We start from the raw sequence: 11,835 nt of genomic DNA, 5'->3' as shown, positions 1-11,835 counted from the left end.
GATGTCAGCCGGTCGGGTCGATCGTGGTGAGCCGCTGGGTGGCCCGGGAGAGCGCCACGTAGAGCGTCCGGACGCCCGAGCCGGGGTCGGCCCGGATCTCGCTGGGCGCGACCAGCACCACCCCGTCGTACTCCATGCCCTTGGCCTCCAGGCTGGTCACCACCTGCAGCCGGGGAGCGTTGAGCGCGCCGAGCCAGCCGGCCACCTCGTCCCGGCGCGGCACCGGCGTGATCACGCCGACCGTCCCCTCCACCTCGCCGAGCAGCGTGGTCACCGCCGCCACGGTGGCGGTCCGCGCCTCGCTCGCGGGCACCACCAGCTCGACCGGGTCGACCCCGGTCGAGCGGACCGCGCTGGGCAACGTGAGGTCCGGGTAGAGCCGGCGGATCTCGGCCGCTGCCACCGCGAAGATCTCCGCCGAGTTGCGGTAGTTGGTGGTGAGGGTGAACTGCTGCCGGCGCCGCCGGCCCAGCGCGTGGTCGCGGGCCCGGGTCAGCTCCGCCGGGTCGCCGGTCCACGCCGTCTGCGCCGGATCGCCGACCACCGTCCAGGACGCCAGCCGGCCGCGCCGGCCGATCATCCGCCACTGCATCGGCGAGACGTCCTGCGACTCGTCCACCACCACGTGCGCGTACTCCCGGTAGTCCTCCGGGCGCTGCCGGGCCGCCTCCCGCGCGGCCCGCTGCCGGTCGGCGAAGGTGCTCAGCTCCCGCACCCCGCCGGCGAGCTGGTACGGGTCACGCTTCGCCCGGGCGGGCCGCACCGGCTGGCCGAGCATCGCGTCCAGTTCGTCGAGGAGCGCGATGTCGGCGATCGTCAGCCCTTCGGCGTCCAGCGTCCGGTACGCCGCGTCCAGCAGCCGGATCTCGCCGCCGGCGAGGATGCCGCCGGCGTAGCGGCGCAGCCGCTCCGGGCGGGCCAGCCAGCCCAGCACGTGCCGTGGGTGCAGCCGTGGCCACCAGGCCTTCAGGAACTCCCGGAACTCCGGCCGCTCGGCGATCTCGTCCTCGAAGGCGCGCTGCTCCGGCAACCGGCCGATGCCCAGCCGGCGGGCCTGCGCCCAGAGCGCGGCGAAGACGCCGTCGAAGCCGGCCCGGCGCACCTCGTTGCGGCGGGCCCCCCGGTGCAGCGCGCGCTCCCGGATCCCGTCCAGCTCCCGGTGGTCCAGCCGGAGCAGCGTGCCCCGGTAGAGCAGGCGCAGCTCGGTGGGGCCGTCCGGCACGGCGTCGCGCACCGCCCGCTCCAGCACCCGGCGCATCCGCAGCGAGCCCTTCACCGAGGCCACCTCGGGCGGGTCGGTGCGGGTGGCGGTCATCCCGGGGAAGAGCGTGCCGAGCGAGTGCAGGGTGGCGGTGTCCTCGCCGAGCGAGGGCAGCACCGAGGCGATGTACTCGACGAAGACCGAGGACGGACCGACCACCAGGATGCCGCCGCCGGCGTACCGGCTGCGGTCCGAGTAGAGCAGGTACGCCGCCCGGTGCAGGGCGACCGCCGTCTTGCCGGTGCCAGGGCCGCCCGAGACGATCGTCACGCCCGACCCGGGGGAGCGGATCGCCTCGTCCTGCTCCCGTTGGATGGTGGCCACGATGTCCCGCATGCCCCGCCCGGTGGCCCGGGAGAGCGTGGCGAGCAGCGCGCCGTCGCCGACCACCGCCATGTCCGGCGGGGCGGCGGCCGGGTCGAGCAGGTCGTCCTCGATTCGGGTGACCCGCTCCCCGCTGGACTGGATCGTCCGGCGGCGCACCACGCCGAGCGGCTGGGCCGGGGTGGCCTGGTAGAAAGCCGCGGCGGCCGGGGCCCGCCAGTCGACCACCAGGCTGACCGCGTGCTCGTCCCGGATGCCGAGCCGGCCGACGTGCAGCACCTGCTGGTCGCGCAGGTCGAGCCGGCCGAAGACCAGCCCCTCGTGCTCGGCGTCCAGGGCGTGCCGGCGTCGCGCCGCGTGGAAGACCATGGCGTCCCGTTCGACCAGCGCGCCGAAGTTGCCGACCCGGGCGAGCCGGTAGCCGTCCCGCTCGGCGTGGACCGCCGCCCGCCGCAGCTCGGCGAGTCGGGCGTACACCCGGTCGAGATGTCGCTGTTCGGCGGCGATCTCCTGGTCCAGGGTGGTCTGGTCGGTCAACGAACGCTCCTGATCCCCGTCGGCGCGGGCGCCGCGGATACCGCGGGCCGTGTGCCGGGCCAACCGGACGAGGGTACGGCCCCGGCCGGCGCCACCGCGCCCGAGGTGCGCCCCGGACGTCCTGGTCAGCCCCCGGGCACCGGCGCGGGCCCGCTCGCCGGGGCGGGCCGGCTCAGCACCTGCCGGAGCACTCCGAGCAGGGCGGCGTTCACCTCGTCGGGCCGTTCCATCATCAGCATGTGCCCGGCGCCGGGACAGACGGTGAGCTCGGTCGCCGGCAGAGCGGCGGCGATCGACTCGGCGCACGGCGGCGGGGTGAGCCGGTCCCGGTCGCCGACCAGCGCGGCGGCCGGCAGGTGGGCGAGCGCCGCCAGGGTCTCCAGCCGGTGCTGCGCCCCGATCGAGGCGCGGAACCCGCCGATCGAGCGGAGCGAGGCCCGGGCCACCGCGGAGGTGACCAGGCGGATGTCGGTGGGGTCGCAGCGGTCGCCGAAGAGCAGCCAACGGATGCTCGGGCGCAGCGCGCGCAGCAGCGCCAGGGGTGGCCGCCACGATCCGCACCGGGCCAACACGCCGGCGCCGGTGGTCTCGGCGAGCCGGATCAGCCGGGCGATCCGCGGGGTGAGCCCGTAGACGGTGTGCGTGTGCCCCTCGGCCGTGGTCGAGACGAAGGCCAGCCCGGCCGTGCGGGCGGTGAAGTGCGTCGGGTGCCGGTGCGCGTACTCCATGATCGTCATGCCGCCCATGGAGTGCCCGACCAGGACCACCCGGCCGCTCGGGGCGACCGCGTCCACCACCGCGGCCAGGTCGTCGCCGAGCTGGGCCAGCGTCGCCGTGCGCAGCGACATGCAGCTCGACCGGCCGTGACCGCGGGCGTCGTAGGCGACCAGCCGCACCGCCGGACCCAGCGACTCACCGAGAGCGGCGAGCTGCCGGTGCCAGCTCCGCGCGTCGAGCGTCCAACCGTGCAGCAGGATCACGGTCACCTCGGCGTCCGCCGGGCCGGTCACCTCGACGTGGAGCCGCACTCCGTCGGGGAGGCGGACCTCCGACTGTTCCGGCATCGCCACCTCCCAGGTCGCCCGGATGCACCCACCGGGATACCCGGCGGTAACACCGGCTACCCGCCATGACACCACGCCAACCGTGGCAGTGGGAAGATTCGCATCCGCGCTGCGCGGCGCCGGGCGGGCGGTCAAGCTGAGAACATGGGGTCGCCCCTGGCACCGCCGCCCAGGCCGGGCCGGTCGTCGTCCGCCGGCTCCGCGCCGCCGGGGCGCCCGGCCGGTGGTACGCCCCGCACGGCGCTCGCCGAACTGTTCGCCGGCAACCGTCGGTTCGTCAGCGGCCAGCCGGTACACGGTCACGACGTCACCGCCGCCGCGGCGAGCGCCTCCGGCGATCAGCAGCCGTACGCGGTGCTGCTCGGCTGCATCGACTCACGGGTGCCGCTGGAGGCGATCTTCGACCAGACCTTCGGCTCGATCTGCGTGATCCGCACCGGCGGGCACGTGCTCGACCGGGCGGTGCTCGGCTCGATCGAGTACGTGGTGCACCAGCTGGGGGTGCCGCTGGTGGTGGTGCTCGGGCACGAGCGGTGCGGCGCGGTGGCCGCCACGATCGAGGCGGTGCGCAGCGGCGAGCGGCCCGGTGGGGCACTGGCCCACCTGGTCGACCAGATCGCCCCGGCGGTGACCGAGGTGGGCGCCGCCGACCCGCGGGTCCAGCCACTGGCCATCCGCCGGCACGTGCTGCGGACGGTGGCCGCGCTGCGTGCCGACGACCTGCTCGCCGGCCCGGTCGCCGCCGGCCGGGTGGACGTGGTCGGCGCCCTCTACGACCTGGCCAGCGGTGAGGTCAGCCTGCTGCGCTGAGCGGCGTGGGCCGGTCTCGCGGCCCGACGTCCAGGCGAGCCGGGGGCGCGCCCGAGGGCGGAGACGACGAACCGCCCGCCGGGAGGTCCCGACGGGCGGTTCGGATGTCGCTGGTGGAGCGGGCGGATCAGGCCTCGAAGACGCCGGCCGCGACCAGGCGCTTCTCGGTCGCGTCCCAGCCGTCGCCGGGGTGCGCCTGCGCCAGGGTGTTGATCTCGGCCCGGATCTTCGCGGCGTGACCGGCGGCGGCCAGCACCCGGATCTCCTCGACGAAGGCGTCGGAGTCCGTGCGCAGGTGCGCGGTCTTGCCGTTGGTCAGGTTCCGCACGTAGGCGTGCTTGCCGCCATTGAGCGGGATGAGGTACTTGAACTCGCCCAGCACGCTGAGGGCGCCACCCTGGCCAGCCTGGCCGGCCCGGACGGACGCGCGCGCGGTCTTAGAGGTGTTGCTCGCCACGGAGGTACTCCTTGCAAGACGTACGGGAGGACTGGACGTCCGGGGGCTGGTGCGGGAAGCACCGGAAAGGTGGACCCGCGAAAGTCGTGCGCGGCAGAAGCCGCCGGTGGAACTGTACACGACCACGATGCCTGGCTGGTCATCGCGCTGTCCCGAGAGACAACGGCGGTCACCCGGTCGGCTATTCCGTGGCCTCGGGCCCGGCGAATTTTCCGATTCCCTGGCGCACCATCCGTCACAGGAGTCATCATGTGTTGCAGGAACCACTCGGGTGACACGAGGTCGTAGGGGAAGACGCACCTCGCTCTCCGGGAGGTCACCGTGCCAACGCGTGGCGTCGTATACGTCCACTCGACCCCGCTCGCCGTGTGCTCGCACGTCGAGTGGGCGATCGCGCGCGTCCTTGCCGCGCCGGTCAACCTGCAGTGGACGGCTCAGCCCGTCGACCCCGGCGCCCGCCGGGCCGAGTGCGGGTGGACCGGTCGTCCGGGGACGGGCGCCGAGCTGGCTGCTGCCCTCCGGCAGTGGCCCATGATCCGTTTCGAGGTGACCGAGGAGCCGAGCCCTGGCGCCGACGGTGAACGGTTCATGCACGTCCCGGGGCGTGGCCTGTTCCGGGCCACGGTCGGCGCGGCCGGCGACATCCAGCTCGGCGAGGACCGACTGCGCAGCATCCTGGCGACCGCCCGGGCGCCGGAGGCGATCGCACACGCGGTCGAGAAGGCCCTCGGCACCGCCTGGGACGCCGAGCTGGAGCCCTACCGCTACGCCGGCGACGGCGCCCCGGTGACCCTGCTCACCAGGGTCGGCTGATCCGCTCGGGCAGCGGCGCCGATGGCTCGCCGGGCGGGCCGACCGCAGAGGTCAAGTTGCCCCGATACGCGGAGAACTGGTGGGATAGGCGGCGTGTCGTTTCGCCCGCGCCGCGCCAGCGTCGCCGTCGCCGCCCTGACCGCCCTGCTCGTCTCCGGCTGCGCGACGGGCCCGGACCGCCCCGGTCCCGCCCCGTCGGGCGCGACCGCGGCGCCGACCCCGACCGCCACCACCCCACCCCCCGATGATCCCGCGGCCCGCGCCGCCGCCCTGGTCGGCACGCTCGGCGACGAGGACCTGGTCGGTCAGGTGCTGATGCCGTACGCCTACGGCAGCGCGGCGACGAAGGTCTCACCCGGATCGGCGGCCGGCAACCGGGCGCTCGCCGGGGTCGACACCCCTGCCGAGATGATCGCGAAGTACCGGCTCGGCGGGCTGATCCTGGTCGGCTTCAGCGCCGACGACCCGACCAGCGGCAACCAGGAAACCACCAACGTGGACAGCCCGAAGCAGGTCCACGAGCTGACCACCGGGCTACGCGAGGCGGCCGGCCGGCTGCCCACCGGTGCCGCGCCCTTCCTGATCGGCACCGACCAGGAGTACGGCGTGGTCACCCGGATCACCGACGGGGTCACCGCGCTGCCCAGCGCGCTGGCCGCCGGTGCGGCCGGTGACCCTGCGCTGACCGAGGCGGCCTGGCGGGCCGCCGGCGCCGAGCTGGCCGCGATGGGGATCAACCTCGACTTCGCGCCGGTCGCCGACGTGCTCGCCACCCGCAGCACCGTGATCGGCTCCCGGTCGTTCGGCGCCGACCCGAAGCGGGCCGCGGCGCAGGTCGGCGGCGCCGTGCGCGGCCTGCAGGGCGCCGGCGTCGGGGCCACGGTGAAGCACTTCCCCGGGCACGGGCACAGCGCGGCCGACTCGCACCAGGAGCTGCCGACGCTCACCCAGTCCCCGACGGCGCTGGCAGCCGGCGCCTGGCCGCCGTTCAAGGCCGGGATCGACGCCGGCGCGATGGCCGTGATGTCCGCCCACCTCGACGTCCGGTCGATCGACCCGGGCACCCCGGCGACCTTCTCCCACAAGCTGCTGACCGACGTGCTCCGCAACCAGCTCGGCTTCCAGGGCGTGGTCATCACCGACGGGATGAACATGCCGCCGGCGAAGCGCTGGTCGCCGGGGGAGGCCGCGGTGCGGGCGCTGAACGCCGGCAACGACCTGATCCTGATGACCCCGAACGTGGGCCAGGCGTACGACGGGCTGCTCGCCGCGCTGCGCGGTGGCTCCCTGCCCCGCGCTCGGCTGGTCGACGCGGCGACCCGGGTGCTGACCATGAAGTTCCGGCTGGCCGGGCAGCCGGCCCCGGCGATGTCCACGCTCAACGACCCGGCGCACCGCGCGGCGGCCGACGCGCTCGCCGCCGCCGCGGTGACCGTGCTGCGCGGCGCCTGCGGCACCGCCGGAGTCGCCGGACCGGTGACCGTCACCTCCTCCGGCGGTCGGGACCAGACCCGGAAACTGCTCACCGAGGCCCTCACCGCCGCCGGCGCGCGGGTGGTGCCCAGCGGCGGCACGATCGTGCACCTGGTCGGCTACGGCGACGGCGCCGGCGACCTGCGCGCCGACGCCGCCGTGACGGTCGCCATGGACACCCCGTACGTGCTGGCGAAGGCGAAGTCGCCGACGCTGCTGGCCACCTACTCCTCCAGCCGGGCCTCGATGACCGCGCTGGCCGGGGTGCTCGCCGGGAAGGCCCGCCCGGGCGGCCGGTCGCCGGTCAAGGTGACCGGGCTGCCCGCCACCACCTGCGCCAGCTGAGAGCCGTCAGTAGCGCCTGACCCGGGCGGACTGCTTCACCAGCTGGTACGCGGGCAGCAGCTCCTCGGTGTCCGGGGTGTCCAGGGTCAGCACCACCGGGCCGTACAAGGAGGCCATGGCGATGGCCCGGTCCCGGACGGAGCCGCCGCCGTCCTTGAAGTAGCTCGCCTCGAAGGCGTCCACCTTGCCGGCCTTGATCCGCCGGTACTCGGCATCGGCGGACTCCGGCGCGTACTGGTTCAGGTAGTGCTTCAGGTGCGGCTCGGTGCCGCCGGCGACACCCTCGATCCGCCACACCCGGACGAAGCCGGTGACACCGCTGGGCCGCGCGTCGATCTCGCACAACAGGTCGGCGTCCCCGAGGTCGAGCTGTCCGGCCTTGCCCTCAATCGACCGGACCTTCCAGCCGGCGGGCACGGAGAAGGTGACCGGCAGCTCGCAGGTGCTGCCCGCTTCCCCCACCGTGACGCCGGCCGGGGCCGCGGCGACCTCGTCGTACCAGGGTGGGCCGGGCGTCACCGGCGAGGCGGTGGGGCTCGGCGACGCTGTCGGCGAGGCGCTCGCCGACGGTTGCTCGTTCTTCTCCGCGCAGCCGGCGGCCAGTGCGATGGTCAGCGCCGCGAGTACGGCGACAAAGCTCCGCTGCCCCATGGGATCCCCCCGTTGTCGATCTTCAGCCGGCACAGCAAACCGGGTCGGGGCGGCGGCGTCAACTCCGTTGCGGGGACGGGGGTCACGCGGGGCGGTTCGGCTCCGGCCGGTGCGTCCGCTCGCGCTGAGCCGGCGTGGCGAGCAGTGGCAGCGGCGACGGTTCGGGCAGCGCCGGCGGGTCGGCGCTGGGCACCGTCCGGGGCAGCAGCGCGGCGAGCCCGGCCCGGGTCGCCACCACGATCAACCGGTCGGTCCGGACCAGTGGACGGCGGTCCGGCAGGGACCAGATGGTCTGGCCGGCCCGGCCGGTGCGCATCGCGATCACCCGGACCTCCCCGGGCCGGGAGATGTCGGGGCAGAACAGGCCCTCGATCTCGGAGCCGGCGCCCACCGGCAGGTCGGCGATGAGCAGGACCCGGCGCCCGACCGAGATGGTGTCGATGACCTCGCGTCCCATCATGGCGGCCGCGAACGCCGGCGCGGCCAGGTACGACACGCTGCGGGACCGGGTGAGGCCGAAGGTCCGCTGCACCCGCTGCGCGAAGGCGTCGTCGAAGAGCCGCAGCACGATGCGCAGCGGCGGCTGCCCCGCGGCGGCGCGCTCAGCGGTGTGCCCCGGCCGGCCCAGCAGGGCCGTCTCCAGGTTGGACACGTCGTCGCCGGTGAGCACCACCAGTGCCCGAGCGGTGTGCAGCGAGGCGGCGCGCAGCGTCTCGGGGCTCGTCGCGTCGCCGATCACCACGGGCAGCCCCAACTCGCGGGCGACGGCCACCCCGCGCGCCGACTCCGTACGGTCGACCGCCACCACCAGCACCCCGAAGGAGTGCAGTTCTTGGAGCACCCGGGTGCCGATGTTGCCCAGGCCGACCACGATCACGTGGTCGGCCACCGGGTCCACCAGCCCGCCGGCGGCCACCGTGAGCCGGGCGTGCACGAGCGCGTCGACCACGAGAGCGGTGACGGTCGGCACGATGGCGACTCCCGCGATCACCAGCACCACCGCGGTCACCTTCTCGGCGAGCGGAGCGCCCGGGTCGGCGTCCGCGCCGCCCAGCGCGGTGAGCAGCACCAGGTACGCCGCCTCGGCCGGTTGCAGGTCCCGGGCCAACGCGAGCACCGTGCCGGCGGCGACGAAGAGTGCGGCCAGGCCGGCCAGCGCCCGCCGCACGTTCCGCCCGAAGATCAGGCCGGTGGTCCGCAGCAGGCGGGAGCGGCGGCGGGGCGGCTCGGGGCGATGCTGCCCGTACGTGCGGACGAGCACCAGGTCGGCGTCCTCCTCGTCCTCGGGGAGGGTGACCGTTTCGGGCCCGTCGGTGTCCGCGAGGGCGCAGACGATGTCGGCGGTGGCCGGACCGAGCGCCTCCCGGTGAGCCGTGCGGACGAGTTCGTCGTCGGGCAGCCGCAGGTAGGTCGGGGCCTCGTCGCCCAGGGTGGCCGCCACGAACGCCGGGGCGGCGAACTCCGAGCCGGACAGCACGGCGCAGTCGCCCAGCGCGGTGGCCACCCCCTCGCCGAGCACCGAATTGAACAGACGGACCACGAGACGTACGTCCGGGTCCAGCTCGCGCACGATCATCGCGGCGTCCACGTTGGTGACGTCGTCGTCGCCGACCAGTGCCACCGCCGCCGCCTGCCGCACCCGGGCCCGCTCCAGCACCTCGGCGGTCAGCCGGCGGGCCACCAGCACCTCCGGTCGCTGACCCGGCCCACCCGGCTCCGGGGAGAACTCCGCGATGTCCGGCGCGTGGTTCTCGGTCAGCGACGGCAGCACCACGGTGACGGCCACGCCGTAGCGATCCACCAGCTCGGCCACCAGGCGACGGGCGAGGGTGCCGTCGCCGCAGACCACGTAACGCTGGCCGGATCGCTCCGCGGCGGGGAGGGTGTCGTCGGACACGCCCCGGATGGTAGCCGCCGGACTCCAGCCGGCGGCGGCCGTCGGGCCGGAATCCGGTCGCGCCGGCCCGGCCCGGCTGGCACCCTGCGGGCATGACAGCGGCGCGGGAATTCCGGTACGTCGAGCGGGCCGACGGCACGGTGGTGATAACCCATCACGGGCGGGTCGCCGGCACGTTGCGCGGCGGCCGGGCGGCGCAGTTCCTCGCCGAGGTCGACGACGACCCGCAGCTGGTGATGGCGCGCTGGACCGGCAACTACCGGCGGGGCAACGAGCGGACCGCGAAGCAGCACCCGCGCAATCGCGGCTGAGCGGCGGCAACGCCGAGGGCCCGCGCTCGGCGAGCGCGGGCCCTCGGTGAAACCGTCGAACGTTACAGCGGGATGTTGCCGTGCGCGCCCCGGGCCGCCGGGGCCGCGGCGAGCGCCTCCGCGTTCGGCCAGGCGAAGACCGCGGTGGCGCCGAGCGAGCGCGAGTTCATCGCGACGTACGCGCCGCCGTACGCCTTGCGGGTCACCCGCGCGGCGCCGACAGGCGTGTGGCCTCAGGCCCGGGTGAAGACGAGAGCCACGTTGTGACCACCGAAGCCGAAGGCGTTGTTCAGCGCGGCGGGGATCTCCATCTGGCGCGGCTTGTGGGCGGCCACCTCCAGGGTGAGGCCCTCCTCCGGGTCGTCGAGGTTGATCGTCGGGGGTACGACACCGTCGCGGATCGCCAGGATGGTGGCGATCGACTCCAGCGCGCCGGCCGCGCCGAGCAGGTGACCGGTCATCGACTTCGTCGCGGACAGCACCGGGTGGTCCCCGAGTGCCTTGTGCAGCGCGCCGATCTCCAGCATGTCGCCGACCGGGGTCGACGTGGCGTGCGCGTTGACGTGCACGATGTCCTTCTTGGCCACGTCCGAGTCGGCGATCGCCCGGGCGATGGCGCGGATGGCGCCCTCACCCTCGGCGTGCGGCTGCACGATGTCGAAGGCGTCGGAGGTGATGCCGGCGCCGGCGAGACGGGCGTACACCCGGGCTCCCCGGGCCGCGGCGTGGTCGGCCCGCTCCAGCACGACCACCCCGGCGCCCTCGCCCAGGACGAAGCCGTCCCGGCCCTTGTCCCACGGGCGGGAGGCGTGCTCCGGGTCGTCGTTGCGGGTGGACATCGCCCGCATCGAGGCGAACCCGGCGATCGGCAGCGGGTGGATGACCGCCTCGGTGCCGCCGGCCACCACCACGTCGGCCCGGCCGGACCGGATGATGTCCAGGCCGAGCGCGATCGCCTCCGCGCCGGTCGCGCAGGCGCTGGCCACCGAGTGCACGCCGGCTTTCGCGCCCACCTCGAGCCCGACCCACGCGGCCGGGCCGTTCGGCATCAGCATCGGCACGGTGTGCGGGGAGACCCGGCGCGGCCCGGAGGCCTCCAGGATGTCGTCCTGGGCGAGCAGGGTGGTCGCACCGCCGATGCCCGAGCCGACGCTGACCGCCAGCCGCTCCGGGTCCAGCCCGGAGTCGGCCAGGCCGGCGTCCGCCCAGGCCTGCTTGGCCGCGACGAGCGCGATGGCCTCGGAGCGGTCCAGCCGGCGCAGCTTGACCCGGTCCAGCACCTCGGACGGCTCGACGGCCAGCTGCGCGGCGATCCGGACCGGCAGTTGCGCCGCCCACTCCTGGGTGAGGGGACTCACCCCGGAGCGGCCGGCGAGCAGGGCTTCCCAGGTCGACGCGACGTCCCCGCCGAGCGGGGTCGTCGCGCCGAGCCCGGTGACGACGACGTCGGGGCGAGTCATGATCAGGACTGCGCCTCGATGTAGCTGACCGCGTCCCCGACGGTCTTCAGGTTCTGCACCTCGTTGTCCGGGATCTTGACGCCGAACTTCTCCTCGGCCGCCACGACGACCTCCACCATGGAGAGCGAGTCGACGTCCAGGTCGTCGGTGAAGGACTTCCCCTCGGCCACGTCGTCCGGGTTCACCCCGGCAACCTCTTCGAGGATCTCGGCGAGGCCGGCGGTGATCTCGTCACGGGTCATTGCGGTTGGTTCCTCTCATCGGGGGTTGATCGCGTCGGACGGCCGCGCCGTCCGGCGTGGGGGGGGGGGGGGGGGGGGGGGGGGGGGGGCGCGGGGCGCCCCCCCCCCCGCGGGGGGGGGGGGCGGGGGGGGGCCGGCCAGGGCGCCCCGCGCCCGCGCCCCCCCCCCCCCCCCCGCCCCGGGCCCCCCG

The 11,835-nt window shown here is 75.0% G+C and carries 11 protein-coding genes and 1 pseudogene; 4 read left to right on the top strand and 8 right to left on the bottom strand.

Annotation, left to right across the window (positions count from 1 at the left end; all coding sequences use genetic code 11):
* Nucleotides 1-4 precede the first annotated feature (4 nt).
* Nucleotides 5-2,122 carry a HelD family protein gene (locus ACIBBA_RS27370; protein WP_396700832.1) on the bottom strand — a complete coding sequence of 706 codons (2,118 nt, stop codon included), beginning with the start codon at nt 2,120-2,122 and terminating at the stop codon, nt 5-7.
* Nucleotides 2,123-2,247: 125 nt separating this feature from the next.
* Entirely contained in the window at nt 2,248-3,186 is a 939-nt protein-coding gene (locus ACIBBA_RS27365) for an alpha/beta fold hydrolase (RefSeq protein WP_396700830.1), read from the bottom strand.
* Between the two features lie 144 nt (nt 3,187-3,330).
* Between ACIBBA_RS27365 and ACIBBA_RS27360 the strand changes: the two genes are divergently transcribed.
* Nucleotides 3,331-3,996, top strand: coding sequence for a carbonic anhydrase (locus tag ACIBBA_RS27360; RefSeq protein WP_396700828.1), 666 nt, complete (start codon nt 3,331-3,333; stop codon nt 3,994-3,996).
* Between the two features lie 127 nt (nt 3,997-4,123).
* Here ACIBBA_RS27360 and ACIBBA_RS27355 read toward each other — a convergent pair whose 3' ends face one another.
* Nucleotides 4,124-4,453: a hypothetical protein gene (locus ACIBBA_RS27355; RefSeq protein WP_350874121.1), complete on the bottom strand. Its 330-nt coding sequence runs from the start codon at nt 4,451-4,453 to the stop codon at nt 4,124-4,126.
* Between the two features lie 321 nt (nt 4,454-4,774).
* Here ACIBBA_RS27355 and ACIBBA_RS27350 point away from each other — a divergent pair, with 321 nt between their 5' ends.
* Nucleotides 4,775-5,266, top strand: coding sequence for a DUF3145 domain-containing protein (locus ACIBBA_RS27350; RefSeq protein WP_350874122.1), 492 nt, complete (start codon nt 4,775-4,777; stop codon nt 5,264-5,266).
* 84 nt (nt 5,267-5,350) lie between these two features.
* Nucleotides 5,351-7,084: a glycoside hydrolase family 3 protein gene (locus ACIBBA_RS27345; protein WP_396701051.1), complete on the top strand. Its 1,734-nt coding sequence runs from the start codon at nt 5,351-5,353 to the stop codon at nt 7,082-7,084.
* A gap of 6 nt (nt 7,085-7,090) precedes the next feature.
* On the opposite strand, the gene ACIBBA_RS27340 is transcribed toward ACIBBA_RS27345, so the two are convergent.
* Together ACIBBA_RS27340 and ACIBBA_RS27335 are read right to left on the bottom strand one after the other, a co-directional pair.
* Nucleotides 7,091-7,735, bottom strand: a complete 645-nt coding sequence (locus ACIBBA_RS27340; protein WP_396700825.1) for a lipoprotein — start codon at nt 7,733-7,735, stop codon at nt 7,091-7,093.
* An 82-nt stretch (nt 7,736-7,817) separates the two neighbouring features.
* Nucleotides 7,818-9,632, bottom strand: coding sequence for a potassium channel family protein (locus ACIBBA_RS27335; protein WP_396700823.1), 1,815 nt, complete (start codon nt 9,630-9,632; stop codon nt 7,818-7,820).
* A gap of 92 nt (nt 9,633-9,724) precedes the next feature.
* Here ACIBBA_RS27335 and ACIBBA_RS27330 point away from each other — a divergent pair, with 92 nt between their 5' ends.
* Nucleotides 9,725-9,943 carry a hypothetical protein gene (locus tag ACIBBA_RS27330; RefSeq protein WP_396700821.1) on the top strand — a complete coding sequence of 73 codons (219 nt, stop codon included), beginning with the start codon at nt 9,725-9,727 and terminating at the stop codon, nt 9,941-9,943.
* Nucleotides 9,944-10,029: 86 nt separating this feature from the next.
* Here ACIBBA_RS27330 and ACIBBA_RS27325 read toward each other — a convergent pair.
* The 3 genes and pseudogenes from ACIBBA_RS27325 to ACIBBA_RS27315 all read right to left on the bottom strand — a co-directional run.
* Nucleotides 10,030-10,149 (bottom strand): annotated as a pseudogene (locus ACIBBA_RS27325) (carboxyl transferase domain-containing protein); the annotation flags it as partial.
* A 27-nt stretch (nt 10,150-10,176) separates the two neighbouring features.
* Nucleotides 10,177-11,403 (bottom strand): beta-ketoacyl-ACP synthase II, encoded by a 1,227-nt coding sequence (fabF, locus tag ACIBBA_RS27320; protein WP_396700820.1) that lies wholly within the window; start codon nt 11,401-11,403, stop codon nt 10,177-10,179.
* Between the two features lie 2 nt (nt 11,404-11,405).
* Nucleotides 11,406-11,645, bottom strand: a complete 240-nt coding sequence (locus ACIBBA_RS27315) for an acyl carrier protein (protein WP_007072348.1) — start codon at nt 11,643-11,645, stop codon at nt 11,406-11,408.
* Nucleotides 11,646-11,835 lie beyond the last annotated feature (190 nt).

The organism is Micromonospora sp. NPDC051006, assembly GCF_044456245.1.
Classification (GTDB): Bacteria; Actinomycetota; Actinomycetes; order Mycobacteriales; family Micromonosporaceae; genus Micromonospora.
Note: the sequence above shows the minus strand (reverse complement) of the source record. Positions and strands in the feature narration are given on the sequence as shown.

Excerpts from the sequence above, each read along its gene's own strand:
- ACIBBA_RS27315 (WP_007072348.1), bottom strand. The coding sequence starts at position 11,645 with ATGACCCGTGACGAGATCACCGCCGGCCTCGCCGAGATCCTCGAAGAG.
- ACIBBA_RS27330 (WP_396700821.1), top strand. The coding sequence starts at position 9,725 with ATGACAGCGGCGCGGGAATTCCGGTACGTCGAGCGGGCCGACGGCACG.
- fabF (WP_396700820.1), bottom strand. The coding sequence starts at position 11,403 with ATGACTCGCCCCGACGTCGTCGTCACCGGGCTCGGCGCGACGACCCCG.
- ACIBBA_RS27365 (WP_396700830.1), bottom strand. The coding sequence starts at position 3,186 with ATGCCGGAACAGTCGGAGGTCCGCCTCCCCGACGGAGTGCGGCTCCAC.
- ACIBBA_RS27340 (WP_396700825.1), bottom strand. The coding sequence starts at position 7,735 with ATGGGGCAGCGGAGCTTTGTCGCCGTACTCGCGGCGCTGACCATCGCA.
- ACIBBA_RS27360 (WP_396700828.1), top strand. The coding sequence starts at position 3,331 with ATGGGGTCGCCCCTGGCACCGCCGCCCAGGCCGGGCCGGTCGTCGTCC.